The sequence below is a fragment of the Mycobacterium sp. M23085 genome, from assembly GCF_045343915.1.
GTDB lineage: Bacteria > Actinomycetota > Actinomycetes > Mycobacteriales > Mycobacteriaceae > Mycobacterium.
Map to the genome: position 1 here is coordinate 1,133,191 of NZ_CP174280.1, position 25,588 is coordinate 1,158,778.

A 25,588-nucleotide genomic window follows, 5' to 3' on the forward strand; every position below is an offset into this window, starting at 1 on the left:
CTGTTAGCTTTAGCCCACGTTCGCTCGAGCAATGTGGCAACGGAGGGGTTGGCGTGGGATCTGTGCTGGTCATCATCGCCGTGATGCTCTTCATCGCGTCCATCGTGGTGCTGGTGGTGGCTTTGCGGCGGCCCAAGCAGCCGGCGCCGCGGGGCGGGCGCCAGGATCCGCTCGCCTCCGACGCGATGCCGCAGTTCGGGCCGCGCCAGCTCGGTCCCGGCGCCATCGTCAGCTACGGCGGCATCGACTACATCGTGCGCGGTTCGGTCACCTACCGCGAAGGCCCCTTCGTGTGGTGGGAACACCTGCTGGAGGGCGGCGACCAGCCGGTCTGGTTCAGCGTCGAGGAAGACGACGGCCGCCTCGAGCTGGCGATGTGGGTGACCCGCAAGGACGTGGCGCTGCGACCCGGTGACCCATACGTCGTGGACGGCGTGACGTTCCACGAGACCGAGCGCGGCCGCGCCTCCTACACGACCGAAGGCACCACCGGCCTGCCTGCGGGCGGCGAGATGGAATTCGTCGACTGCACCAACGCCGACGAGTCGGCGCTGCTCTCGTTCGAGCGCTGGGGCCCGGACATGCCGTGGGAGGTATCGACGGGCAAGTCCGTCTCGCCCGGCGAGATCACCGTGTATTCGGCGCCCCCGCCCGGCCCGGCGTAGAGCACGAGGTCTCCTCGGTGCCCCTCCATCAGCTCGCCGTGACTCCGGCCGACGTCTCCGGCGAAAGGCTGGGACTCGCGCTCAACGCGCCCGTACCCGCGCCGCTGGCCAGCTGCCGGCTGGACCACCCCACCGGTGCTGCGGCGCTGCTGCTCGGCGTGCTCGGCGCCTCGCACGTCGTCGCGGTCGAGCACCCCGGCGGCCGGTTCTCCGAGGAAATCTCTTGTACCGCACGCAGTCTCGGAGCCGACCTGCCCGAGCGCACCGACGCGCCGGGCTACAGTCTGCGATCCCGCACCGACACCCACGACGAGGCGAGCTTTCGCCGCCTCGCGCACGACCTGCGCGGCCGGTGTGCCCACCGCGCGGGCTGGCTGGGCGGCACGTTCCCCGGCGACGACGCCGCGCTGACCGTGTTGGCCGCCGAACCCGACGGCGCCGGCTGGCGCTGGCAGACCTGGCACCTGTACCCGGCGCGCCCGGCCGGCAACGGCGGAACGGTGGTTCACACGGCCAGCCGGTGGCGCCGGTGAGCCGCAACCGCCTGTTCGTGATCGCCGGCGTGCTGGGCGTCGCCGGCGTGGCGTGTCTGATCTTCGGAATTATGTTGCTGCAGAAGAACATTGCGTCGTATGTCGCCGGCCACTATCACGAGTACGCCCGCGACGTGAACGGCACTCGCTACCAGTGCAGCGGGTCGCCCGAACAGGTGGCCGACGCGCTGGCCGACTATGCCGAACCCGACGCCCGGGCGGACAACGGCAACACCGAATACCTGCGCTACAGCAACAACATCGTCATCGTCGGCCCCGATGGCAGCTATCCGTGCAGCATCCGCGTCGAACCGCTGAGCGCCGGATACAGCCACGGCGCCTTCATCTTCCTGGGCCCCGGATTTTCCCCTGGATCCCCGTCGGGCGGCGCCGGAGGCACCCCCGGCGGCCCCGGCGGAACCAAGTGACTCCCACCACCACAAAGGAGAGCACCATGTACCTCGCCGTCGAGATCGGCACCGTCGACCTCAATCCCGTCCTCAAGGGCGCAGTCGCGACGATCCTGTACTTCGTCGTCGGCATGGCCGTGCTTCTCGTCGGGTTCTACGCGGTCGACGTGCTGACCCCGGGGAAGCTGCGCCAGCTGGTGTTCATCGACCGCCGCCCCAACGCCGTGGTGGTCGCGGGCGCGATGTACATCGCCTTGACCATCGTCATCATCACCGCGATCGCCAACAGCTACAGCCAGCTGGGCCAGGGTCTGGTCGGCGTGGCGGTGTACGGGCTGATGGGCGTGGTCCTGCTAGGGATAGCGCTGCTGACGATGCACCTGCTGATACCGGGCAGCTTCCACGAGCACGTCGACGAGCCGCAGCTGCATCCGGGATCGTTCGCGGTGGCGCTGATCCTGCTCGCCGTGGGAGGGGTGACCGCCGCGGCGGTCTCATGAGCACCGCAGAACTACGGCCGGCCGAGGCGACGCCGGGCGCGGGGCCTTCGGGGCGGTGGCGGGCGCTGTTGCTGGCCGCCGTGGCGGCGTGCGCGGCCTGCGGCATCATCTACGAACTCGCGCTGCTGACGCTGTCGGCCAGCCTCGACGGCGGCGGGATCGTCGCCACCTCACTGATCGTCGCGGGCTACATCGCCGCGCTGGGCGTGGGCGCGCTGCTGGTCAAACCGCTGCTGGCGCGCGCCGCGATCACCTTCATCGCCGTCGAGGCGCTGCTGGGCATCATCGGCGGCCTGTCGGCGGCGGCGCTGTACGTGGTGTTCGCGTTCCTGGATGGTTCCGTCGGGTCGACGTGGGTGCTCGCGGTGAGCACCGCGCTGATCGGTGGCCTGGTCGGCGCCGAGGTACCGCTGTTGATGACGCTGCTGCAGCAGCGGCGGACCGGCCGCGAAACAGACCCGGCCGCCGACGCCGGACGGACGCTGGCCAACCTGAACGCCGCCGACTATCTGGGTGCGCTGCTGGGCGGGCTGGTCTGGCCGTTCCTGCTGCTGCCGCACTTGGGGATGATTCGCGGGGCGGCGGCCACCGGCATGATCAACCTGGCGGCGGCCGCCGTCGTGGCGATTTTCCTGTTGCGCCATGTGGTTTCGACGCGGCAGCTGGTGCTGGCGCTGGGCGCGCTGGCCGCCGCCGTGACACTGCTCGCCACCCTGCTGCTGCATTCGGCCGACATCGAAACCACAAGCAGGCAAAGGCTTTACGCCGACCCCATCATCGCCTACCGGCACACGCCCTATCAGGAGATCGTGGTGACCCGCCGTGGCGATGACACCCGGCTCTACCTGGACGGGGGGCTGCAGTTCTCCACCCGCGACGAATACCGCTACACCGAGAGCCTCGTCTACCCCGCCCTCGGCGGGGTTTCCCAAGGCGCGCATTCGGTGCTGGTGCTCGGCGGCGGCGACGGCCTGGCGGCGCGCGAATTACTGCGCCAGCCCGGCATTTCCAAGATCGTGCAAGTCGAGCTCGATCCCGCGGTGATCGACATCGCGCGCACCACGCTGCGCGCCGCAAACGGCGGTTCGCTGGACAACCCGCGGGTGGCCGTGCTGACCGAGGACGCGATGAAGTGGCTGCGCGGACCTGACGTGGACCGCTTCGACGCGGTGATCGTCGACCTTCCCGATCCGGACACACCCGTGCTGGGCCGGCTGTATTCGACGGAGTTCTACGCGCTGATCGCCCGCGCGCTGGTCCCCGGTGGGCTGATGGTGGTGCAGGCCGGCAGCCCCTTCTCCACCCCGACGGCCTATTGGCGCACGGTGTCGACGATCCGGGCCGCCGGCTACGCGGTCACGCCGTATCACGTGCACGTCCCGACGTTCGGTGACTGGGGATTCGCCCTGGCGCGCCGCGGCGACACCCCGCCGACCCCCACGGTGCCCGCCGATGCGCCGCGGTTGCGCTTCCTCAGCCAGGAGGTGCTCGACGCCGCTTGCGTCTTTTCCGGCGACGTCGGCCCGCGCCCGGTGCAGCCGTCCACCCTGGACAATCCGCTCGTCGTCGAGGACATGCGGCACGGCTACGAGTAGTCCTGACGCCGCCGGTTACTCCTCGTCGAGAGCGGCGAGCACCTCGTCGGACAGATCGACGTTGGTCCAGACGTTTTGCACGTCGTCGCTGTCTTCCAGCGCGTCGACGAGCTTGAACACCTTGCGCGCACCCTCGACGTCGACGGGCACGCTGACGGACGGCTGGAAGCTGGCCTCGGCCGACTCGTAGTCGATGCCGGCGTCCTGCAGCGCGGTGCGCACGGCGACCAGGTCGGTCGGCTCGGAGATGATCTCGAAGCTGTCACCGAGGTCGTTGACGTCCTCGGCGCCGGCGTCCAGTACCGCGGTCAGCACGTCGTCTTCGGTCAGGCCGTTCTTCTCCAGCGTGACGACGCCCTTGCGGGTGAACAGGTAGGACACCGATCCGGGATCGGCCATGTTGCCGCCGTTGCGGGTCACCGCCACCCTTACCTCGCCGGCCGCCCGGTTGCGGTTGTCGGTGAGGCACTCGATCAGCACCGCCACGCCGTTGGGCCCGTAGCCCTCGTACATGATGGTCTGGTAGTCGGCGCCACCGGCTTCCTCGCCGGCGCCGCGCTTGCGGGCGCGCTCGATGTTGTCGTTGGGCACCGAGGTCTTCTTGGCCTTCTGGATCGCGTCGTAGAGCGTCGGGTTGCCCGCCGGGTCGCCGCCGCCGGTGCGTGCGGCGACCTCGATGTTCTTGATCAGCCGGGCGAATTCCTTGCCCCGGCGCGCGTCTTTGACGGCCTTCTGATGCTTGGTGGTGGCCCACTTGGAATGGCCGCTCATCGGTGTCTCTTACCTCTTCTGTCTTCGAAAGTTCGCCAGACGAGTCTACGTGGACGGCCGGGGTAGGCTGCCCGGCCACTACCCGCCGGTCTCAGTGGCCGCCGGTGACCAGGTCGACGAACATGTGGTGGATGCGCCGGTCGCCGGTCATCTCGGGGTGAAACGCCGTCGCCAGTTTGCGGCCCTGCTTCACCGCGACGACGTGCCCGGCCGCGCTGGCCAGCACCTCGACGCCCTCGCCGGCCCGCTCGACCCACGGGGCGCGGATGAACACCGCACGCACCGGATCGCTCAGCCCCGCGAACGGGATGTCACCCTCAAACGAATCGACCTGTCGCCCAAAGGCGTTGCGCCGCACTGTCATGTCGATCGCCCGCAGCGGCAGCGCCTCGCGGCCGCCCGCGCCGGCGTCCAGGATTTCGCTGGCCAGCAGGATCATCCCGGCGCAGGCACCGTAGGCGGGCAGCCCGTCGGCCAGCAGGCCCCGTAACGGCTCCAGCAGGCCGAGGTCGAGCAGCAAGTGGCTCATGGTGGTCGATTCCCCACCGGGAATGACCAGCCCGTCGACCGCCTCGAGCTCGCCGCGCCGGCGCACCGGCATCGACTCGGCCCCCGCCTCGCGCAGGGCCGCCAGGTGCTCGCGGGTGTCGCCCTGCAGGGCCAGGACGCCGATCCTCGGAGAGCTCACCGCGCGCTCACTGGGCGGTCGGCTGGTATCCGCGCTTGAAGCGGGTCAGCCCCTCCTGCATCACCGCGGCGACCATCTCACCGGACTGCGTGAAGATCTTGCCCTGGCACAACGAGCGGCCACCGCTGGCCGACGGCGAGCTCTGGTCGTACAGCAGCCACTCGTCGGCCCGGAACGCCCGCATGAACCACATCGCATGGTCCAGCGACGCCACCTGCAGGTGCTCCCGCACGTCGAGATGCGTGACCTGCGCCGACCCCAGCAACGTCAGGTCGCTCATGTAGGCCAGCGCGCAGATGTGCAGCACCGGGTCGTCCGGCAGGGGGTCACGATGGCGGAACCACACCTGCTGCTGGGAGGCCTTGCCCGGCAACAGCTGCAGCCGATCGCGCGGCACGATGCGAACGTCCCACTCCTCGAACTGCTTGAACCCGGCGTCATCGAAGACCTTGATCGAGTTCAGCCCCGGCAGCCCGTCCGGCGGCGGCGCGGCCGGCATCTGGTCCTGGTGATTAATGCCCTCCTGATCGGTATGGAAGGAGGCACCCATGCTGAAGATGATTTCCCCGTGCTGGATGGCGTTCACCCGCCGGGTGGCGAACGACCCGCCGTCGCGGGAGCGCTCGACGATGAAGACGGTGCGCGACTTGGCGTCCCCGGGTCGCAGAAAATACCCGTGCAGCGAGTGCACCTGATACCGCGGGTCCACGGTTCGCACGGCGGACACCAGCGACTGACCGGCTACATGGCCCCCGAAGGTGCGCTGCAGGAATCCCGACTCTGGGCTGAAGATGCTGCCACGGTAGATGTTGACCTCGAGTTGCTCGAGATCAAGGATCTCTTCGATCGCCACGGACTGTTTTTACCAGCCGCGTTCCGCCAGCCGGTGGGGCTCCGCAATCTGCTCGACGTTGATGCCGACCATCGCCTCGCCCAGCCCGCGCGACACCTTGGCCAGCACGTCGGGGTCGTCGTAGAAGGTGGTGGCCTTGACGATCGCGGCCGCGCGCTGCGCGGGATCGCCGGACTTGAAGATCCCCGAGCCCACAAACACGCCCTCGGCGCCGAGCTGCATCATCATCGCCGCATCGGCCGGGGTGGCGATGCCACCGGCGGTGAACAGCGTGACCGGCAGCTTGCCGGCCCGGGCCACCTCGACGACGAGGTCGTACGGAGCTTGCAATTCCTTTGCGGCGACGAACAATTCGTCTTCCGACAGCGACGTCAGGCGGCGGATCTCGCCACCGATCGCCCGCATGTGCGTGGTCGCGTTGGAGACGTCGCCGGTGCCGGCCTCGCCCTTGGAGCGGATCATGGCGGCGCCCTCGCTGATACGGCGCAGCGCCTCACCGAGGTTGGTCGCCCCGCACACGAACGGCACGGTGAACTTCCACTTGTCGATGTGGTGGGCGTAGTCCGCGGGGGTGAGCACTTCGGACTCGTCGACGTAGTCCACGCCGAGGCTCTGCAGGATCTGCGCCTCGACGAAGTGGCCGATCCGGGCCTTGGCCATCACCGGGATGGTCACCGCGGCGATGATGCCCTCGATCATGTCGGGGTCGCTCATCCGCGACACCCCGCCCTGGGCGCGGATGTCGGCGGGCACCCGTTCCAGCGCCATGACGGCGACGGCGCCGGCGGCCTCGGCGATCTTGGCCTGCTCGGGGGTGACGACGTCCATGATGACGCCACCCTTGAGCATCTCGGCCATGCCGCGTTTGACGCGCGCCGTTCCGGTTCGCCCGTCGCCGTTCGGTGGGTGGGCGGTATTCACTGCTTGATCTCCTTCAACCGTTGTCGACCCAGTCTAATGAGGCGGTTCGGCCCGCGTTGACGCCACGGAGTCAGCGGATGGACAGCAGTGGCCCGGGGGTGCGGCCACCGGCGAGCGCGGCCGCGTCGGTGAGCAGTCCGGATAGTTGCATGGGGTACACCGTCTCCCCCGCCGCGACCAGCGCAGCGATGTCGGCAGCGTCACACCAGCGGTGGCCGTGGATGTAGCTGCGTTCCAGTTCGGTTCGCCCGGTGCGCGACGGCTCGAAACGGTGGGTGCGGTAGACGAAGTAGAACTCCTCGCTGTCGATCAGCGTGCCGTTGAACTCGAAGACCTCGTCGCGGCGCCAGACCGGCCCGACCAGCTCAGCCGGTGCGACCCGCAGACCCGTTTCCTCGGCCAGCTCCCGCGCGGCGGCCTCGGCGAGCCGCTCCCCCTGCTGCACTTCGCCGCCCACCGTGAACCACCACTTCGGCGCGTGCTTGGCAGCGAGCGCGGGATCCGAGCCGCGCAGCAACAGCACCGCGCCGGTGTCGTCGAGCAGCACGACGCGCGCCGAGGTGCGATGGTTGAGCACGCCGTGATCGCCGTGGGCCAGCGCGTGCGGCCGCTCGACGATCTCGAAATAGCTTGGCAGCGCGGCCGTCCCGCCGAGGTGGAACAGCCGCACCAGGGGTCGCTCGGCCAGGGCCAGGGTGTCCCGGACCGCGTCGTTGTGGAAGCGACGGGCCAGCACCACCCGGGCCTCGGCATCGGCCAGCTCGGCGATCAACCCGGCCGGCAGCGACGCCGGATCGACGACGGCCAGCGCGGCCGACAGCTCGTTCTCGGCGTTCTCCCGCGCGGGCCGGGGCGCCCCCTCTGCGGCGTCGGCCAGCGCCGCCAGCCGCCGCCCTTCGGACGCACCGCCGTAGGCGTCGATGGCCACGGCGCGCGACACCACCGCGCGTCGTGCCAGTGCACCGTCGAGCGCCTGCCACGACAGGTCGTAGCGGACGTGCAGGCGGTCCAGCCGGTTGGCCGTCCGGTACGCCCAGGCGCCGAAGACCGCCAGCACCGCGACCAACACCGCGATGGCGACAATCAGCCATGCCATCAACTGGCCACCTCAACCTTGGCGCCTGACGCGGCGACCGTCTCGTAAACCCGCATGATCTGGCTGGCCACCACCGACCAGTCGTAGCGCTGGACAGCGGCCGATCCGGCCGTCACATAGCGTTCCCGCAGCACATCATCCTCCAGCACCGCGATCAGCGCATCGGCAAGCGCGTCGCCGTCGCCGACCGGCACCAGGCAGCCCACGTCGCCGTTGCGCAGCACGCGCCGGAAGGCGTCCAGGTCGCTCGCCACCACCGGGGTGCCGGCGGCCAGCGCCTCCACCAGGACGATGCCGAAACTCTCGCCGCCGAGGTTGGGTGCGCAATACACGTCGGCGCTGCGCATGGCCGATGCCTTGCCGGCGTCGTCGACCTGGCCGAGGAAGCGGATATGGTTCACCAATTCGCCTGCCTGGCCTCGCAATTGGTCCTCGTCGCCGCGCCCGACGACGAGCAGCTGCACGTCGCAGAAGCGCTCGACCAGCCCCGGCAGCGCGTCGAGCAGCACCGACATGCCCTTGCGCGGCTCGTCGTAGCGGCCCAGAAACAGCACCGTCTTGCCGGGCCGGGGGTAACCCTCCAGGTGCGGCGCGGCGGCGAACGAGGCGACGTCGACGCCGTTGGGGATCTCCACCGCGTCGGTGCCCAGCGCCTCCATCTGCCAGCGGCGGGCCAGGTCGGAGACCGCGATCCGCCCGACGATCTTCTCGTGCATCGGGCGCAGGATGCCCTGAAACACCGTTAGCGTCAGCGATTTGGTGGTCGAGGTGTGAAATGTCGCCACGATCGGACCTTCGGCGATGTTGAGCGCGAGCATGGACAGGCTCGGCGCGTTGGGCTCGTGCAGGTGCAGCACGTCGAAATCACCGTCGGCGAGCCACTTTTTCACCTTGCGGTGGGTGGCCGGCCCGAACCGAAGCCGGGCCACCGACCCGTTATAGGGAATCGGGACGGCCTTGCCGGCCGAGACGACGTAGTCGGGCAGCGCGGCGTGCGGCGAGGACGGCGCGAGCACGCTGACGTCATGCCCGCGGGCGCGCATCACCTCGGCCAGCTGCAGGACGTGCGACTGCACCCCACCCGGAACGTCGAACGAGTAGGGACAGACCATCCCGATCCGCATCAGGTGTCCTTCAGCCGGGCCTGCTTGGCTTCCGGGAGGTCGGCCAGCCACTGCGGTTGCATCATGTGCCAGTCCTCGGGACGGGCGGCGATGTTCTTCTCGAACTGATCGGCCATCGCCTGGGTGATGGCGCCGACGTCGCCGCTGGTGCAGTCCAGCGGCGGGTGGATGGAGACGCCCCAGCCACGGCCCTCGAACCAGCAGTGTGCGGGCAGCAGAACCGCCCCGGTGGCGATGGCGAGCTTGGCCGGCCCGGCCGGCAGCCGGGTGGGCTCACCGAAGAAGTCGACCTGCACGCCGGTGCGGGTGAGGTCGCGCTCGGCCATCAGGCACACCACCCGGTTGTCGCGCAGCCGATCGCACAACACGTCGAACGGCGGTCGTTCTCCCCCGGACAGGGGCAGCACCTCGAAGCCGAGGCGCTCACGGTAGGCGATGAACCGCCGGTACAGCGATTCCGGTTTGAGTCGCTCGGCGACGGTGGTGAAGGTGCCGTGCGTCTGGGCCAGCCATACCCCGGCCATGTCCCAGTTGCCGCTGTGCGGCAATCCGATCACCGCGCCGCGGCCGCTGGACAGCGCCGCCTCGATGTGGTCTCGGCCCAGCACCGAATCGTGCAGCTCGCGGCCGACCGCGCCCAGGTCCATCCCCGGCAGGCGGAACGCCTCGCGCCAATAACGCGCGTAGGAGGCCAGCGAGGCCCGCATCAACTCGTCGGGCACGTCCTCGGGGGGTACGCCGATGACGCGGGCCAAGTTCTTGCGCAGCTGGTCGGGCCCGCCCCCGCGGGCCGCGTAGCGCGCCCCGGCCGCAAAGGCGTTGCGCGCGGCGAACTCCGGCATCGCGCGCACCGCCATCCAGCCGGATGCGTACGCCCAGTCGGCGCCCCGCCCGCCGGTCAGGCTGTCCGCCGCCCGGCTCGCCAGCCGGCGGACCATCCGGCGTTGCGCCCCAATCACTTTCATGCCCGACGGAGTGGGGATCACGGCTCGTCCGATCCCACCAGCCGGTCGGTGGCGCCCGGCGAGGTGCGCACCGCGTGCAACCGCTGCGCGCAGGTGAGCAGGCTGGCCAGCGCCAGCACCCACATCGCGACCGGTAGCGCGGGCGGCCAGGCGACGAACGGAAAGTCCGACACGCCGGCGCCCACCAGCACGATGATCAGCCGTTCCGGGCGTTCGATCAGGCCGCCGTCGCCGCGGAGCCCGCTGGCTTCGGCGCGGGCCTTGATGTAGGAGATCACCTGCGAGGTGACCAGGCAGATCAGCGTCGCGACCGCCAGCAGCTTGTCGTGCAGGCCGAAGACGATCCACCACAGCAGCCCGCAGAACACCGCGCCGTCGCTGACCCGGTCACAGGTGGCGTCCAGCACCGCGCCGAACCTGGTGCCGCCGCCGCGTTCCCGGGCCATCGCCCCGTCGAGCATGTCGAACAGGACGAAGAACGAGACCACCAGCGTGCCGGCGAACAGCTTGCCCGTCGGGAACAGCGTCAGCGCCCCGGCCACCGCGACGATGGTGCCCAAAACCGTGACGACGTCGGGGGTCAATCCCAGCCGCAGGCATGCCCGTGCGGTCGGAGTGGTGAGCCGCGCGAACGCCGCCCGCGACAGGAACGGCATTTTGCTCATGGTTGGCTTGTCCACTCCGTGGCCAGCAGCTGACGCGTCTCGCGCAGCAACTGCGGGATCACCTTGGACCCCCCGATGATGGTGATGAAGTTCGCGTCACCGCCCCAGCGCGGCACCACGTGCACGTGCAGGTGTTCGGCCAGCGAGCCCCCGGCCGACGTCCCCAGGTTCAGGCCGACATTGAAACCGTGCGGCCGCGAAACGCTCTTGATGACCCGAATCGCCTTCTGAATGAAGGACATCAGCTCCGCGCTTTCCGAGTCGGTCAGGTCTTCGAGCTCGGAGACACGCCGGTAGGGCACCACCATCAGGTGTCCGGGGTTGTACGGGTAGAGGTTGAGCACGGCGTAGACGAGCTCGCCGCGGGCGACCACCAGACCGTCTTCGTCGGCGAGGTGCGGAATGTCGGTGAACGGCTGGTCGGATTTGCCCGAAGAGTTGGGGCCGCGCTTCATCGGCGCTTCGGCCAAATAGGTCATCCGGTACGGCGTCCACAACCGCTGCAGATGATCCTGCTCGCCGACACCGGTGTCCACGATGGTGTCGTCGGCACCCCGGTCGGCCGGTTCGCGATCACTCACCACTTGACACTTTCACGAGTTCGGCCGTGGGCACGGAATTCTCGCGGTCGGCGATCCACTTCACGATCGCATCGACCGCGCTGTCGCGGGGCACGCCGTTGATTTGCGTACGGTCACCGAACCGGAAGCTGACAGCGCCGGCCTGCACGTCGCGGTCGCCGGCCAGCAGCATGAACGGCACATGCTGGTTGGTGTGGTGCACGATCTTCTTGGCCATCCGATCGTCACTCGCGTCCACCTCTACCCGAACGCCGTGCGACTTCAGTTGTGCGGCAACGTTTTCCAGGTACGCGACATGCTCGTCGGCGACCGGGATTCCCACCGCCTGCACCGGCGCCAGCCACGCCGGGAACGCTCCCGCGTAGTGCTCGGTGAGGATGCCGAAGAACCGCTCGATCGACCCGAACAGCGCCCGGTGGATCAGCACCGGCCGCTGCCGCGACCCGTCGGACGCGGTGTATTCCAGCTCGAACCGGTCCGGCATGTTGAAGTCGAGCTGGATCGTCGACATCTGCCAGCTGCGACCCAACGCATCCTTGACCTGCACCGAGATCTTCGGGCCGTAGAAGGCGGCGCCGCCGGGGTCGGGAACGAAATGCAATCCGGACGCTTCGGCGACCTCGCGCAGGACTTCGGTGGCCTCGTCCCACATCTCGTCGGAGCCCGAGTACTTCTCCGGGTCCTTGGTGGACAGCTCCAGGTAGAAGTCGTTGAGCCCGTAGTCGGCCAGCAGATCGAGCACGAAGCGCAGCAGCGAGGTCAGCTCGTCGCGCATCTGCTCGCGCGTGCAGTAGATGTGGGCGTCGTCTTGAGTCATGCCCCGCACCCTGGTCAGGCCGTGGATCACGCCGGACTTCTCGTAGCGGTACACGCTGCCGAACTCGAAGAGCCGCAACGGGAGTTCGCGATAAGAGCGGCCGCGCGACCGGTAGATCAGGTGGTGCATCGGGCAGTTCATCGGCTTGAGGTAGTAGTCCTGGCCCGGCTTGCGCACCGAGCCGTCCTCGTTGAACTCGGCATCCAGGTGCATCGGCGGGTACATCCCGTCCGCGTACCACTCCAGGTGGCCCGACGTGATGTACAGCTGCTCCTTGGTGATGTGCGGGGTGTTGACGAACTCGTACCCGGCCTCGATGTGCTTGCGCCGCGAATACTCCTCCAGTTCCCGACGGATGATGCCACCCTTGGGATGGAAAACCGCCAGGCCGGAACCGATTTCGTCGGGAAAGCTGAACAGGTCCAGCTCGGCGCCCAGCTTGCGATGGTCGCGGCGCTGCGCCTCTTCGATCAGCTGGAGGTAGGCGTCGAGCGCCTCCTGCGACTCCCAGGCGGTGCCGTAGATGCGTTGCAGGCTGGCGTTGCTCTGGTCGCCGCGCCAGTAGGCGGCCGAGCTACGGGTGAGCTTGAACGCCGGGATGTGCTTCGTGGTCGGGATGTGCGGCCCGCGGCATAGGTCGCCCCAAACCCGTTCCCGGGTACGGGGATTGAGGTTGTCATAGGCGGTGAGCTCGTCGCCGCCGATTTCCATGATTTCGGGATCGCCGGACTTGTCGTCGACCAGCTCGAGCTTGTACGGCTCGTTGGCCAGCTCGCTGCGCGCCTGGTCTTTGGACTCGTACACGCGCCGCTCGAACAGCTGGCCCTCTTTGACGATCTGGCGCATCCGCTTTTCCAGCTTGGCCAGATCCTCCGGCGTGAACGGCTCCGGCACGTCGAAGTCGTAGTAGAAGCCGTCGGCGATGGGCGGCCCGATGCCCAGCTTGGCTTGCGGGAACAGCTCCTGGACGGCCTGGGCCAACACGTGTGCGGCCGAATGCCGGATGACGCTGCGGCCCTCGTCGGTGTTGGCGGCCACCGGGACGACGTCGGCGTCGGCGTCGGGGATCCAACTCAGGTCGCGCAGCTTCCCCGACTCGTCGCGCACCACCACGACGGCGTCGGGCGTGCCCCGCCGCGGCAGCCCGGCTTCACCGACCGCGGCGGCCGCGGTGGTCCCAGCGGCCACCCGGATCGGGGCTTGCGGCGATCGCGAGCCCGGCGAGACCGGGCGTTGCGGGTCGCCGCCATTGGCTCCTGAGGTGGGCTGTGCGGCGGCGGTCATTGCGGCGGTCTCCAAGGCTCGATGGGTCGACGACCATGCTATCGGGGCGCTCAGCGCTCAGGGCTGGCCAGGTTTGAGCCGCACGAACAGCGCGTCGGCCTCGGTCAGCAACTGATCGCCGTCGGTCAACCGGCCCGACACGAAGATCTTGCGGCCCTCCACCCGGTCGATGCCCGCCTCGAACTGCAGTTCTTTTTCCACCGGGACGATGTGCCGGTAGTCGATCTTGAGGTACGCGGTGCGCTGTCGAGGGTTGCCGGTGAGCACCGAGGCCGACAACCCGAGGACGGAGTCGAACAGCATTCCCAGCGCGCCGCCGTGCACGGCGCCGTTGCGGCCCAGGTGGAAGCGGGCGAAGCGGGCCCGGCCGTGGATGCGGCCGTCTTCGCCTTTATGCGCCGACATCGGAATGGTCAGGATGTTGCCGCGCATCGGCAGGTCCATCCGCCGGCCCGACGGCGACGCCCATTCGTCGGCGTCGAACGGCGCCAGCAGCGCCGACACCTTCTCCAGCAGGTCAGCGGCCTCGGTGAACACCTCGGCGGGCGCGTCGGCGGCCCGGGCGTGATCCTGCAACGAGCGCACGGCGTCGATGAACCTGCCGTAGTCGGGTCCGCCCTTGGTCGTCGGTTCCGGCGGATTGAATCCGCCGCCGGGGTGTCGCTGGTGTTCGGCCACCACCACACCGTATTGCCCGGCGAACGCGCTTTCGCGCGGTGGTTAGGCCGGCTGCTGCGCCCCCGCGGCGGACAAGGTTTCGAATTCGTCATCGGACAGCTCGATCTGGGCGGCGGCGACGTTTTCCTCCAGGTGCGCGACCTTGGACGTGCCCGGGATCGGCACCATCACCGGTGAGCGTTTCAGCAACCACGCCAGCGCCAACTGGGACGGCGACGCGTCGTGGTCGGCGGCGATGCGCTGCAGCGGGCCGTCCGCGGCGGCCAGCGGCCCGGCGGCCAGCGGGAACCACGGGATGAACCCGATGCCCTGCCTGGTCGCGGCGTCCACCAGCGGGTCAGCGTCGCGGGCCGTCAGGTTGTACATGTTCTGCACCGAGACGATCTCGGTGATCCGCAGGGCGGCGTTCAGCTGGTCGACGTCGATCTCGGACAGGCCGATGTGGCGGATCTTGCCCTCGTTCTTCAGCTTGAGCAGCTCGCCCACCTGATCTTCCAGCGGGAAATCCGGGTCGATGCGGTGCAGCTGGAACAGATCGATCGTGTCCACGCCCAGCCGACGCAGGCTCATCTCGCATTCCTGGCGCAGGTAGTTCGGATTGCCCAGCGGGATCCAGATATCCGGCCCGGTACGCAGCAGTCCCGCCTTGGTGGCGATCACCACACCGTCGTAGGGATGCAGCGCCTCCCGGATGATCTCCTCGGACACGTAGGGACCGTAGGAGTCGGCGGTGTCGATGAAGTTCACCCCGAGTTCGACGGCCCGCCGCAACACCCGCACGCACTCGTCGCGGTCGTCGGGCGGGCCCCACACACCCTTACCCGTCAGGCGCATGGCGCCGAAGCCGAGCCGATTGACGGTCAGGTCACCACCGAAGGTGAATGTTCCGGAGGCCCCTGCAACAGTTTTCGAGTTTTCTGCGGTCACTTCTACGACCGTACGCCGAGACGCCTGCGACGTGAAAGCCACGACGGCACGGTTCGGTCGCATATCGGATAGTGCCGGGGCGCCCATCGGATTTTGAGACTCGGCTCGCCTTGCTTGACTCGGCTGGTGAACGAGTGCGGGGTGAAGTCGGTAAGCGAGTGTGACGGAGACGGGCGCCAGGGCGGGTCGTTCACGTGTGCCGTGCGACGACTTCCCGCCGGTGTCACGCTGGTCCGGACGACGGGTCACCTGAACGGTCAGACGGGCTCGCAGATGTGCCAGGTCATTGCCGACGAATTGGTACGCAAGCCCACACAATTAGTGCTTGAACTCTCCGGCACGACCTCCGTCGACGGCGCCGCCGTCGAAGCCGTGCTCTCCGCCTCGGCGCTGGCAGCAGAGTCCAACATCTCGTTTTGCCTAGTCGCCCCCGAGGCGAGTCCGCTCGTGAGAGTTCTCGCTGCCGAAGACTTGATCGAGCGTTTCGAAATCTTCGCGACAGTCCGCGAAGCGACACGTAATCGCTAATCGTTCGATAGGCGAAGCGTCTCTGACGGGGCCTCGCCGAATAGTTCGCGGTATTGCTGAGCGAACCTGCCAAGGTGCACGAAGCCCCATCGGCCCGCGACTGCGGTGACGGCTGCCGAGGCCGGAGACCGAGACGCGTCAGCCAGCTCGACGCGCGCCCGACGCAGGCGTAAGTGCCGCAGATATGTCATGGGCGGCGGCTCCCCAGATCTTGCGAAGGCCTTCTGCAGCGCCCTTGCGCTGACACCCGTCGCGCGGGCAAGTTCCGTTGTTGTCCACACCATTTCGGGCTGCCCGTGCATCAGGTCAATCGCCCGCTTCACCACCGCTTCAGGCGCCGGCCTGCCGTCTTCGCTGAGCGCATCGGCGTAGCTGTGCGGCTGCGTGAGCAGCAGACCCTCGATGAGCAGGTGCTGCAGGTTGGCGAGGGCAAGACGGTGCCTGAGCGGTCCGTCGTTCCGGCCGGCCTCATGCGCCAAGATCCCCAGCAGGCTCACCCAACTGCGTGAGGTATTGGTTGTCAGGTCCAGGCTCCGGGCGAATTGCACAGGGCGACGAAGCGGCCGGTCCAGCAAGAGTTCGAGCTCGCGCATGATCTGCGTGGGAGAGATCTTGATGCCCAGCTGAGCGCAACCCCGTGACCAGGCCAGCTCGACGTCCCCGCCGGGCGCGAATACTGTCGCCGATCCGGGCCCGGTAACGGTGGTGCCAAGTCGACCGGGCCACGTCGTCACGGTGTGACCCGCTATCGCGACAGCGATTTGATGGCTGGGCAGATCGGCTACCCGCATCATCGCCTCATCACTCATGCCGAGGTAGCCGATACTGAGCAGCGGTAGCCGGTCGGCCTTCACCCGGATGCGCAACCCGTCCTTGCCGCTCGGAGTGATGTCCACGGGGAAGAACGCGGGCCGCAGCAACTCCGTCGCTTGGTCGACATCCGTCGTGTCGAGCAGGGGTGCCCAACCCGACGTGAGTGTGCCGAGGTGACGCAGAACGTTGTGTTGACCTGCACTCTTCACCGAACCCGCTGCCCCACGTGTCGATCGCTCCCGACCTTGGTCGCTCTCTACTAGCCCCACCCTATTCTCACAAGGCGCTCCCCGGTGGCGTCAACCCAGCGCCGCGGCCAGGGCGCTGCGACGCGACCGGTCCGCTCCGCCGGCTGCTGACTGTGATCGGCGTGGACTGGCTCCCAGAGGTCAACGGCGCTCGCCATTTATTGATCTGGCGGGCCGACGCTTCGGCCCATTCCGGTTGACATAGTCGACGCAGTTTGGTTCACATGACGGCCGCACTTGGGGGCGCAGTGGGAAAAGGTAGATCAGTCAGGCAAGGAAGCTGCGGAATGCTGAGTCAAGGAATTTCATCCGGAATGACGTCGGCGTGGTCAATGGGTTGCTTTGCCGATTCGAAACAACTAACTCGGGCTCGCCGCGACGATGCGGTTCAGTCGAGGATTGCAGAACTCGCCGATGCGTTGGTTGGTGGTGCGCCCGTAGCGGATGTGCTGGCCAAGGTTGCCTGTGCCTCGATAGCGCTGGTGCCGGGTACAGATTTTGCAAAGATATCCGTCATCGACAACGGCCAGATCCGTTCCCTCGCAGCCACATCGAGCCTGACCGCGTTGTTGGACACCGCGCAGCGGACGGCCGGGCAAGGCCCCTGTCTGGACGCGATCAGCGCGCTGAAAGCGGTCCGCTGCGATGATTTGCGGTCCGATGTCCGATGGCCGCAATTTGCGGGCTCGGCCGCAACCACCGGTGTGCGCAGCGTTTTATCTTGTCCAGTACGCATCCCCAGTGCCGGTGCTACTACGTTGAGTCTGTTCGGATTCGCGCCCAACGTTTTCAGCCTCGAGTCGGAATTCATCGGCGCAATGGTCGCGAGCCATGCCGCAACTGCGCTTGTCAATGACGAGTGGACACGCCAATTCAAAGCGGCGTTGGCTACGCGCGACGTTATCGGGCAAGCGAAAGGCATGATAATGGGACGTTTCGACGTCGACGCCTCTCGTGCCTTCGCGATACTCAAAGCGATCTCGCAACAGACCAATACACCGGTGCGCGACCTTGCCTGCGAGATCGTCGAATCGCAGTGCAAGCACCACGAACCTTCTTAAGTCGGCATCCGTGAGCACAGGTCGCAACGTGGCGGTAGCCGACAGCTTCGGCTTGCCGGCCGGGCCTGCAACCGGGGCCGACGACGGTGATCCCTTCACGGTGGACCGACCCGACACGACAGACGAGGAACCCATCGCTGCTGCCGAACGTGCCGCGGCGCAGATCAGTACGCCAGAACGACCGCTGGGACCACCGGGGCCCCGATTCAATTGGCGCTCACCGTTCTTGGTGGGGCTGACCGCGTCGGCGGGCGTCGCCGTGACATACGGCATGGTGCGCTGCCTTGCGACGGTGGCGTCGATGCTGCTGCTGATCGGGGTGGCCTTCTTCGTGGCCCTGGGACTCGAGCCGGCGGTGTCGTGGTTGGTCGGCAAGAAGCTGCCCCGTTGGGCGGCGGTCAGCGCGGTGCTCGTCGCGGTGCTGACAGTCGTAGCGGGAACGCTTGCCGCCGCCATCCCCCCGCTCGTGCAGCAGGCGCGCCAGTTCATCGACCAGGCGCCGCGCTACATCCAGCGCTTCGGTGACCATTCATCCTGGATCGGCAGGCTGAATGACCTCATGCACCTTCATCAACGCATCACCGAAACGGTCAACGGCTCCGGTGGTGCGGTGCTGGGGCAGGCCGTCAAGGCCGGGACGGCGGTATTCGGAGCCGTCGCCGATCTCCTCGTGGTGGCGGTACTCGCCACCTACTTTCTGATCGACCTGCCCCGAATACGCGCGACTCTGTACCGTCTGGTGCCTGGATCCCGCCGGCCACGGGCGATCCTCATCGGCGACCAGGTATACGCGAAAGTCGGCGCTTACGTGTTGGGCAACATCGTGATATCGATCATCGCGGGGGTGGCCACCTTCGTCTGGCTCGTCATCTTCGATGTGCCCTATCCGCTGCTGCTCGGGATATTTGTCGCCGTGCTGGACCTCATCCCGTTCGGATCAACGGTCGCCGGGCTCATCGTTGCGGCCGTCGCGCTCACCGTGTCCGTCCCGGTAGCTCTCGCCACGCTGGCCTTCTATGCGGTGTTCCGGTTGGCCGAGGACTATCTCCTGGTACCCAAGATCATCGGGCGGGCGGTCAAGGTGCCGGCGGTGGCCACCTTGCTGGCCGTACTTGTCGGCGGGGCACTGCTCGGGATTGCCGGTGCGCTCGTTGCCATTCCGATTGCTGCCGCCATTCAGCTGTGCGTTCAAGAACTTCTGTACCCCAGGCTCGATGAACTGTGAACGAGTCCACTGGAACTGGAGGACCCACGTCATGACGGTCACGAGAGACATCGACGCGCCACCCGGCCGAGTCTGGGATGTCCTGGCCAACGGGTGGACGTATTCGGGTTGGGTGGTGGGGAACAGCCGCATCCGGGCCGTCAGCAGGAAGTGGCCGTCGCCCGGTACCCGCATTCTGCACTCCATCGGCGCCTGGCCCGCGGTCATCGACGACGAGACCGTCGTCGAAACCTGTGTTCCTCACCAGGAACTCGTCCTTTTCGCCCGCGTGAGGCCGGCCTCGGAGGCACTGGTCACGTTGCGGTTGAGCGACACCGCGGGGCGGTGCCGGGTAGCAATGTCGGAAATAGCGGTCTCGGGCCCAATGAGCCTGCTGCCTGAGACCGTGCAGGCGGCGGCCTTCGCTCCGCGGAACCGTGAATGCCTGTGGCGGCTGGCCAATATCGCCGAAGAGCGAGATCCCGATGAGTTATAACCGCAAGCGACCGGCCGGTAACGTCGGGCACAGCATGCAATTGCACCCGGTCAGTGACTCTGATCCTGCTGTTCCGCGCCGCGGCCGGGCGGATTCCCGGACTGGCCCGTGACCAGCCGCACTCCCGCGGGCAAGTGCCCGACGTCGACGACACCGTCTTTTTGGATGCTCACGTCCAACCGTGCTCCGGCAAGGGGAAGATTTTGAATACGAATCGGCAGTAACCGATCGGGAACAATCGGAGAAACCTGAATGTGGCCGTGCGGGATATCGGGATTGAACCGCAACAGGCTGCGCAGCACCATGCGCGGGGAGGCAGCAGCCCAGGCTTGCGGCGAACACGACGTCGGATAGGGCACGGGGCGCGAGAATTCGGCTCGGGAGAACCCACAGAACAGTTCGGGTAGCCGCCCACCGAAGTATGCGGACGCATCGAGAAGATCCAGCGCAATCTGTTGCGCCTCTTCGACAAAGCCGTAATTCGCCAGCCCCGCGATGGCAATGGCGGTGTCGTGCGGCCACACTGAGCCGTTGTGGTAGCTCATCGGGTTGTAGGCATTCATATCAGCGGCCAGCGTGCGCACCCCGAAGCCCGAGTTCAGCTGGGGCCCAAAAAGATGCGCCACCACCGCGGTGGCCTTATCAGCATCGACGATGCCGGTCCACAGGCAGTGCCCCATGTTCGAAGCGACAGCGTCGACGTGATGCTTGGCACCGTCGAGCGCCAACGCGAACGCCTGTTGCTCCGGCATCCAGTAGGCGAGGTTGAACGCCGCTTTGAGCCGCGCCGCTCGACTGCGCAACTGCTGGGCCCCGGCAGTGTCACCGTCACCCTCGGCCAGGAAAGCTCGAGCCTGAAACGCAGCGTAAACGTAACCCTGTACCTCACACAGCGCTATCGGCGGGGCGGCCAGGTGTCCGTCGGCGTGGTTGATTCCGTCGAACGAGTCTTTCCAGCCCTGGTTGACCAATCCGCGGTCGGTATGCCGGCGATACTCCACGAATCCGTCACCATCGGCGTCACCGTACTTGAGGATCCATGCCATCGCGCGGTCAGCCGCCGCCAGCAGTGACGGGCGGTCGGCATCGGGAAGGGCTCCCCACCGGGCGAGCTCGGCAAGCAGCATGACGAAAAGCGGTGTCGCGTCGACGGTTCCGTAGTACGTGCTCCCTCCACCCAGCGCCAGTGTCGCTTCCCTTCCGAGACGCACCTCGTGCAGGATACGGCCGGGCTCTTCCTCCGTCAGCGGGTCGACCCGAACCCCCTGCAGCCGCGCAAGAGTACGTAATGTGTTCAGCGCCAAGCGCGGGTCCAGACCCAGCGCCATCCAAGCGGTCAGTAGGGAATCGCGTCCGAACAGCGTCATGAACCAGGGTGCCCCGGCGGCCAGGATCGGACAGCCCGGCTGATTCGGGTCTTCGATCTGCAGCGAGCCCAGGTCGCGGGTCCCGGCATCGAGCGAACACTGGAACACCGGATCCGCGGTTTCTACCTGCGGATTCGATAGCCGCCAGGCCTGAAGTCGCTGGGCAGGCGCGCTGATATCAATCGGCTCGCCGCAGCGGTGCCGCAGCTGTATTCGCCTCCCGCCGACTGCTGCTTCGACAGCGAAGCAGGTTGACCACTCTGACCGTTGTGGAACCACGATCCGGAAGGTGAACCTTCCTGGCGTGACGATCGGGCTGCCGGTGGCGCTGATCTGGGCGCTACGGGTATCGTCCGGGCCGGCAATCGTGAAAGTCATTGACGCCGCGCCCATGTCGACGATCAGGCCATGCGGCGGTTGAACTCTGCCCTCTTTCACGGCGAAGAGATCGGCGAAGTCCGCGTCGACGGTCATGGTCAAAATGACCCCGATAGGCTCCGCCCCGAGGTTGCGCAAAACTACGTCCTCGCGCATCCCGTCGCCGACAAACCTGTTGCGCAACACCAACATCGTGCTGTCGGCCATCCACTGACGCGGTGGTGTCCGGCCGATGAAGGTTGCCCGGTACGGTTCGTTGGGCTCCTCAACCGTGGACAGGTTCTGCAGCGGCGCCCCGTCGATGGCAAGTCGCCAACAGGACAGCATTCGGGTATCGGCCACGAAGAGTCCGTGTGGCCGGCCGCGATGGACATCGCCCGACACGGCGGAAATACAGAACGCCGAACCTTCCAGAAGCGTGATCTCGCCGCCGTCCCCGCTGACCGGTGGGCCTGTTCCGGAGGCCCACGCGCCGGCCGCGCATTCTTCACCGTCGACGAATGTCACCGGGCGATCATCTCCTGGTAGAGGGCGAGGTGGTCGGCCACCATGCGAGTGGTGGAGAACCGCTGGATGGCGGCGGCGCGGCAGGCGCCTCGGTCCAGCTCGTCGACGCGGTGGATGGCGGCCACCAGTTCGGCGGGATCGGAGGACAGATATCCGGTGCTGCCGGAATCCACGATCTCGGGCGCGGCACCGTTGGGGCACGCTATCACCGGCGTGCCGCAGGCCATCGCCTCGATCATCACCAGCCCGAACGGCTCTGCCCATTGAATGGGATTCAGTAGAGCCTTTGCCGAACCCAGTAGGCCCAGCTTCGTATCGCCGCTGACTTCGCCGATGACTTCGACGCCGTCGGTGAGCAGCGGCTTGATCTCTTCAGAAAAGTAGGCCTGTTCGATTGGTTCTCGGTTCTTGGCGGCGATCACCAGCGGCACGTCCGCGGCCCGTGCCGCCAATATCGCCTCGCGCACGCCCTTGTCCGGAGTCATCCGACCGAGGAACAACAGGAAGTTCCCGTCACCTTTGCCCACTGGGTACTCCACCGGGTCCAGGCCGTGGTGAATGACCCGATCGACGGCGATCTCGGGCGCGTGCGCGGCTTGATCGTGTGAAATCGCGACCACGGGCAGGCGCTTGCCGTAGCGACGATAGATAGCGCGAAGCTCACCACTGAACGGGCCGTGGCAGGTGGTGACCACCCGGTCGTAGCCGACCGCCAAGGCCCAGGCCGGCCCCAGCAGGGTGTGATCGTGGATGATGTCGCAGCCGGCGAGCGCTTCGTAGCCGTGCATCACATGCGGCAGTTCCACCTCGCCGTTGCCGACGCGGTCCCAGTCCGCGGTGGCCATGGCGTACAGAATCGGCACCGGTGCCGTACTGTCGCCGGTGGCATACAGCACCACCTCGTGTCCGGCGGCGGTCAGCCCCCGCGCCAACTGGCACACCACCGACTCGGTCCCTCCGTAGCCCGGCGGAGGCACCGCCGCCCACGGCGGCGCCAAAAGACCAATCTTCATACTGTTCAACGTCATTGGACAATGGTGGAAGATCGCATCCGTGACCGCCTCGGCCTCGCGGTACAGAAAACGCCCGCGGCGATCGTCCTGGCGGTCCGACCGTTAAGACGCTCTGCAAGCTCCCGTTTCTCAATCACCTGATCGTGCCTCCGCATGGCCTACGGTCACTCTGCTCACATCGGTGCGTTGCTTCGGCTGACCAACGCTGAAAGGCACTGTGCACGAACGTGATCAGCCATTCGATTACGAGCCGATCTGGTGGCAGGGGCGACAGCCGCATCGTCGCTCTCAGCTGCCGCCTCCGCACGCTCTAAAAGCATCGAACCCTTTACCTTCGTCGAGCAAGTGCGCCGGCCGCTGCCGGAGCGATGTGCGCGCGGCCTGACAGGTCCATAACCGCCGCGGGATTTCGGCTCACCAGCACGAGGCACCGGCGCTCACGCCGCGGGAGGATACGGAGAAATCCAAACTTGAGGAGATTCAATGAGGTACGAGGAGATCATTGCGCTGGTGTCCGAGCGCACCGGCCTGTACGAAGGCCAAGCGGTGGCGCTCGTACGCGCCACCTTGACCACCCTCGCCGAACGCATCACCGGCGGCGAGGCTCGGGATCTGGCCGCCCAACTGCCCGGACCGCTCCAGGACTGCTTGCTCCCGACCGAAGAAGAGGCCGAGGGGTTCAGCTTCGAGGAGTTCGTCGACCGTGTGGCCGAACGGAGCGGTCTCGATCCTGACGTGGCCGAGACCGGCGTAATTGCGGTCATGTCGACGCTTCGCGACGCGGTGACGCCCGGTGAGTTCGAAGACCTGCTGAGCCAGCTCCCCAGGGACTTTGAGCGGCTGAGCGCGCAGTGACCCGGTTGCCGCTCAGGTCGTGAAGCTAACCTGACCTCGTTCCCGCGACAGTGCCCCTCAGCCGAAGCTGAGGGGCACTGTCGCAATCGGTTAGCGCCTCGGACGAGATCCTAAGCCCTTCAATACTTTCCCCACCGCGAAGGTGATCGCTTCGCCGGTCAGAATCCACGGGCCGGCCACGATGATCGGATCCATCCAGACATGTGCCAGATCGGCCCGGTTGCGGCCCAAGCGCGATTGAATGCCGTGATGGGTGAGTTCGCTCTTGATTCCCGTCTCGGTGATCGGGTTGTCTGGACGCGCGGTGAAAAGCGAACGGACGTGGTGCTCGGCCGCATCCACGCGGTCCGCATACAGCAGCATCAGCCAGTGCGCCGCGCGGCCTTCACTGAATCGGTAGGCGTACCTGCGGATGATGCCGGAAATGCCACTGGGGGCTGCGCGGTTCCGAACACCGGGGTCAGAAACCTGTGCTCGACAGACCGCTCACGTGGCCACTTTTCGCCCTGGCGCTCGGGAAAGTCCCAGTGCGCTCCGGTGGGCAGGTCCAGCCGCAACTTGGGCTCCGACGGCCGATCTTTTGGATCGAGGTCAGCACCCCAACCGGGGATCTGCGCCCGCAATTCGTCGCTGTTCGGTGTCGGCGGATGTTCCGCCGTGTAGGCCGGCGGCCGTTGTGTCTGAGTCATGGCCCTGCTCCTGTCTGTTCAGCTGGCGTGCGGTAGAACGACCGGCTTGATGCAGTCGTCGAGTTTGGATGAGAAAATGTGGTAGCCCTCTGCGATGTGCTCGAGCGGAATCCTGTGTGTCACAACCTCGCTCGGCTTCAGATAGCCGTTTTGGATGTGTGAGAACAGCCGGGGCCACTGCCGCTTGACCGGGCACTGGTTGGTGTGAATGGTCAGACCCTTGTTCATGGCGTCGCCGAACTTGATGGCACTGAACAACGGGCCGTAGGCGCCCATGACGGAAATCGTTCCACCCTTTCGAACCGAATCTATAGCCCAGTTCAGTGCGATCGGCGAGCCACCCTGCAACTTGAGTTTCGCCGTTGAGACGTGTTGAAGCAGATTTCCGTCGGCCTCGGCGCCGACAGCGTCGATTGCCACGTCCGCTCCGAGATAGTCGGTGGTCTTCTTCATCTCCAGAACGATGTCGTCACACTCGGCGAAGTTGTAGGTCTCGGCGTGTGCAAAGCTGCGGGCCTTTTCCAGTCGATATTCCAGGTGATCGACCACGATCACCCGAGCGGCCCCCATCAACCACGACGACTTCGCGGCGAAGAGGCCCACCGGACCGGCCCCGAAGACGACTACGGTATCGCCCTCGGCGATGTCTCCGAGTTGAGCCCCGAAGTATCCGGTCGACAGCGCATCGGTGCACAACAGCGCGTCCGTGTCGTCCATCCAGTCGGGAATCGGTGACGGGCCGACGTCGGCGAAGGGTACCCGCACGTACTCTGCCTGTCCGCCGTCGTAGCCCCCACACGTGTGGGAATAGCCGTAGATTCCGCCCACCGCGGTGGCATTGGGATTCACGTTGTGGCAGTTGGAATATAGCCCCCGGGCGCAGAAGTAACACGACCCGCAGTAGATGTTGAAAGGCACCATCACCCGGTCTCCGCGTTTCACGTTCTCAACGGAGGCACCCACCTCTTCGACGACGCCGATGAACTCGTGACCGAAGGTATGGCCGACCCGAGTGTCGGGCATCAAGCCGTGGTAGAGGTGAAGGTCGGATCCGCAGATCGCGGCCAACTGCACCCTGACGATCGCATCATTGGGATGCTCGATGGTCGGGACCGGCTTCTCTTCGACCCGAACCTTGTAGGGGCCGCGGTACGTCATCGCGTGCATCGACTTCTCCTGACAATCAGTGATTTTGCGATTCTGCGCCCGGATACCCGAGGGTGATGACGGCAAACTGGCCGCCTAGGCCCGAAATCATGCACGGATTTGGTCCTGGCAGCACAACATAATCCGCTGCCCGGCGGTGCTCGCCGCGCCGAAACTTGGACGCAGGCAACGACTTCCCCGCGCCCGGCG

The 25,588-nt window shown here is 66.9% G+C and carries 26 protein-coding genes and 1 pseudogene; 10 read left to right on the plus strand and 17 right to left on the minus strand.

Annotation, left to right across the window (positions count from 1 at the left end; translation table 11 throughout):
• Positions 1-53: 53 nt before the first annotated feature.
• From ACIUM1_RS04695 to ACIUM1_RS04715, 5 genes are read left to right on the plus strand one after another with little or no spacing between them, the layout of a single operon-like run.
• Positions 54-665 carry a DUF4178 domain-containing protein gene (locus tag ACIUM1_RS04695; protein ID WP_406816107.1) on the plus strand — a complete coding sequence of 204 codons (612 nt, stop codon included), beginning with the start codon at positions 54-56 and terminating at the stop codon, positions 663-665.
• Positions 666-682: 17 nt separating this feature from the next.
• Positions 683-1,198: a DUF2617 family protein gene (locus ACIUM1_RS04700; protein WP_406816108.1), complete on the plus strand. Its 516-nt coding sequence runs from the start codon at positions 683-685 to the stop codon at positions 1,196-1,198.
• Positions 1,195-1,626, plus strand: coding sequence for a DUF4247 domain-containing protein (locus tag ACIUM1_RS04705; RefSeq protein WP_406816109.1), 432 nt, complete (start codon positions 1,195-1,197; stop codon positions 1,624-1,626). Before ACIUM1_RS04700 ends, ACIUM1_RS04705 begins: the two co-directional genes overlap by 4 nt.
• 26 nt (positions 1,627-1,652) lie before the next feature.
• Positions 1,653-2,108: a DUF350 domain-containing protein gene (locus ACIUM1_RS04710; RefSeq protein WP_406816110.1), complete on the plus strand. Its 456-nt coding sequence runs from the start codon at positions 1,653-1,655 to the stop codon at positions 2,106-2,108.
• Positions 2,105-3,703, plus strand: coding sequence for a polyamine aminopropyltransferase (locus tag ACIUM1_RS04715; protein WP_406816111.1), 1,599 nt, complete (start codon positions 2,105-2,107; stop codon positions 3,701-3,703). The genes ACIUM1_RS04710 and ACIUM1_RS04715 overlap by 4 nt, the downstream gene beginning before the upstream one ends.
• Before the next feature lie 15 nt (positions 3,704-3,718).
• Here the strand turns inward: ACIUM1_RS04715 and ACIUM1_RS04720 are convergent, their stop codons facing one another.
• From ACIUM1_RS04720 to ACIUM1_RS04775, 12 genes are all read right to left on the minus strand, one after another.
• Positions 3,719-4,474 (minus strand): YebC/PmpR family DNA-binding transcriptional regulator, encoded by a 756-nt coding sequence (locus ACIUM1_RS04720; RefSeq protein ID WP_066863840.1) that lies wholly within the window; start codon positions 4,472-4,474, stop codon positions 3,719-3,721.
• A 91-nt stretch (positions 4,475-4,565) separates the two neighbouring features.
• Positions 4,566-5,162 (minus strand): pyridoxal 5'-phosphate synthase glutaminase subunit PdxT, encoded by a 597-nt coding sequence (pdxT, locus tag ACIUM1_RS04725; RefSeq protein ID WP_406816112.1) that lies wholly within the window; start codon positions 5,160-5,162, stop codon positions 4,566-4,568.
• Positions 5,163-5,169: 7 nt separating this feature from the next.
• Positions 5,170-6,015, minus strand: coding sequence for an acyl-CoA thioesterase II (gene tesB, locus ACIUM1_RS04730; protein WP_406816113.1), 846 nt, complete (start codon positions 6,013-6,015; stop codon positions 5,170-5,172).
• 9 nt (positions 6,016-6,024) lie between these two features.
• Positions 6,025-6,873: a pyridoxal 5'-phosphate synthase lyase subunit PdxS gene (gene pdxS, locus ACIUM1_RS04735; protein WP_406817531.1), complete on the minus strand. Its 849-nt coding sequence runs from the start codon at positions 6,871-6,873 to the stop codon at positions 6,025-6,027.
• A gap of 133 nt (positions 6,874-7,006) precedes the next feature.
• A complete protein-coding gene (locus ACIUM1_RS04740; protein WP_406816114.1) occupies positions 7,007-8,032 on the minus strand; it encodes an NUDIX domain-containing protein in 1,026 nt (341 codons plus the stop codon).
• Positions 8,032-9,156: a glycosyltransferase family 4 protein gene (locus ACIUM1_RS04745; RefSeq protein ID WP_406816115.1), complete on the minus strand. Its 1,125-nt coding sequence runs from the start codon at positions 9,154-9,156 to the stop codon at positions 8,032-8,034. The genes ACIUM1_RS04740 and ACIUM1_RS04745 overlap by 1 nt, the downstream gene beginning before the upstream one ends.
• Entirely contained in the window at positions 9,156-10,094 is a 939-nt protein-coding gene (locus ACIUM1_RS04750; protein WP_406817532.1) for a phosphatidylinositol mannoside acyltransferase, read from the minus strand. The genes ACIUM1_RS04745 and ACIUM1_RS04750 overlap by 1 nt, the downstream gene beginning before the upstream one ends.
• Before the next feature lie 44 nt (positions 10,095-10,138).
• Positions 10,139-10,786, minus strand: coding sequence for a phosphatidylinositol phosphate synthase (pgsA, locus tag ACIUM1_RS04755; protein ID WP_406816116.1), 648 nt, complete (start codon positions 10,784-10,786; stop codon positions 10,139-10,141).
• Positions 10,783-11,367 carry an HIT family protein gene (locus ACIUM1_RS04760; RefSeq protein ID WP_406816117.1) on the minus strand — a complete coding sequence of 195 codons (585 nt, stop codon included), beginning with the start codon at positions 11,365-11,367 and terminating at the stop codon, positions 10,783-10,785. Before ACIUM1_RS04760 ends, pgsA begins: the two co-directional genes overlap by 4 nt.
• Positions 11,360-13,468, minus strand: a complete 2,109-nt coding sequence (thrS, locus tag ACIUM1_RS04765; RefSeq protein ID WP_406816118.1) for a threonine--tRNA ligase — start codon at positions 13,466-13,468, stop codon at positions 11,360-11,362. Before thrS ends, ACIUM1_RS04760 begins: the two co-directional genes overlap by 8 nt.
• Before the next feature lie 57 nt (positions 13,469-13,525).
• Positions 13,526-14,152, minus strand: coding sequence for a PaaI family thioesterase (locus tag ACIUM1_RS04770; protein ID WP_406816119.1), 627 nt, complete (start codon positions 14,150-14,152; stop codon positions 13,526-13,528).
• Between the two features lie 36 nt (positions 14,153-14,188).
• Positions 14,189-15,073: an aldo/keto reductase gene (locus ACIUM1_RS04775; protein WP_406816120.1), complete on the minus strand. Its 885-nt coding sequence runs from the start codon at positions 15,071-15,073 to the stop codon at positions 14,189-14,191.
• A gap of 141 nt (positions 15,074-15,214) precedes the next feature.
• Between ACIUM1_RS04775 and ACIUM1_RS04780 the strand changes: the two genes are divergently transcribed.
• Positions 15,215-15,601: an STAS domain-containing protein gene (locus ACIUM1_RS04780; protein WP_406816121.1), complete on the plus strand. Its 387-nt coding sequence runs from the start codon at positions 15,215-15,217 to the stop codon at positions 15,599-15,601.
• Here ACIUM1_RS04780 and ACIUM1_RS04785 read toward each other — a convergent pair.
• On the minus strand, positions 15,598-16,623 hold the full coding sequence (locus ACIUM1_RS04785; RefSeq protein WP_406816122.1) for an AraC family transcriptional regulator: 1,026 nt from the start codon (positions 16,621-16,623) through the stop codon (positions 15,598-15,600). The two genes, ACIUM1_RS04780 and ACIUM1_RS04785, sit on opposite strands and share 4 nt — an antisense overlap.
• Positions 16,624-16,949: 326 nt before the next feature.
• Between ACIUM1_RS04785 and ACIUM1_RS04790 the strand changes: the two genes are divergently transcribed.
• Genes ACIUM1_RS04790 through ACIUM1_RS04800 form a run of 3 tightly spaced genes read left to right on the plus strand, consistent with a single transcriptional unit; the run spans position 16,950 to position 19,423 of the window.
• Positions 16,950-17,723, plus strand: coding sequence for an ANTAR domain-containing protein (locus ACIUM1_RS04790; RefSeq protein ID WP_406816123.1), 774 nt, complete (start codon positions 16,950-16,952; stop codon positions 17,721-17,723).
• Between the two features lie 52 nt (positions 17,724-17,775).
• Positions 17,776-18,948 (plus strand): AI-2E family transporter, encoded by a 1,173-nt coding sequence (locus ACIUM1_RS04795; RefSeq protein ID WP_406817533.1) that lies wholly within the window; start codon positions 17,776-17,778, stop codon positions 18,946-18,948.
• A gap of 31 nt (positions 18,949-18,979) precedes the next feature.
• Complete coding sequence (locus ACIUM1_RS04800) at positions 18,980-19,423, plus strand: SRPBCC family protein (protein WP_406816124.1); 444 nt, start codon at positions 18,980-18,982, stop codon at positions 19,421-19,423.
• A gap of 50 nt (positions 19,424-19,473) precedes the next feature.
• Here ACIUM1_RS04800 and ACIUM1_RS04805 read toward each other — a convergent pair whose 3' ends face one another.
• Both ACIUM1_RS04805 and ACIUM1_RS04810 read right to left on the minus strand, forming a co-directional pair.
• The gene (locus tag ACIUM1_RS04805) at positions 19,474-21,675 is read right to left on the minus strand and encodes a glycogen debranching N-terminal domain-containing protein (protein WP_406816125.1); all 2,202 of its coding nucleotides are present in this window, start codon (positions 21,673-21,675) and stop codon (positions 19,474-19,476) included.
• Entirely contained in the window at positions 21,672-22,688 is a 1,017-nt protein-coding gene (locus ACIUM1_RS04810) for a glycosyltransferase family 4 protein (protein WP_406816126.1), read from the minus strand. Before ACIUM1_RS04810 ends, ACIUM1_RS04805 begins: the two co-directional genes overlap by 4 nt.
• Before the next feature lie 483 nt (positions 22,689-23,171).
• Here ACIUM1_RS04810 and ACIUM1_RS04815 point away from each other — a divergent pair, with 483 nt between their 5' ends.
• The gene (locus tag ACIUM1_RS04815) at positions 23,172-23,543 is read left to right on the plus strand and encodes a DUF2267 domain-containing protein (RefSeq protein ID WP_406816127.1); all 372 of its coding nucleotides are present in this window, start codon (positions 23,172-23,174) and stop codon (positions 23,541-23,543) included.
• Between the two features lie 90 nt (positions 23,544-23,633).
• On the opposite strand, the pseudogene ACIUM1_RS04820 reads toward ACIUM1_RS04815, so the two are convergent.
• Together ACIUM1_RS04820 and ACIUM1_RS04825 are read right to left on the minus strand one after the other, a co-directional pair.
• Positions 23,634-24,232, minus strand: a pseudogene (locus ACIUM1_RS04820) (hypothetical protein).
• An 18-nt stretch (positions 24,233-24,250) separates the two neighbouring features.
• On the minus strand, positions 24,251-25,399 hold the full coding sequence (locus ACIUM1_RS04825) for a zinc-dependent alcohol dehydrogenase (protein ID WP_406816128.1): 1,149 nt from the start codon (positions 25,397-25,399) through the stop codon (positions 24,251-24,253).
• Positions 25,400-25,588: the final 189 nt, after the last annotated feature.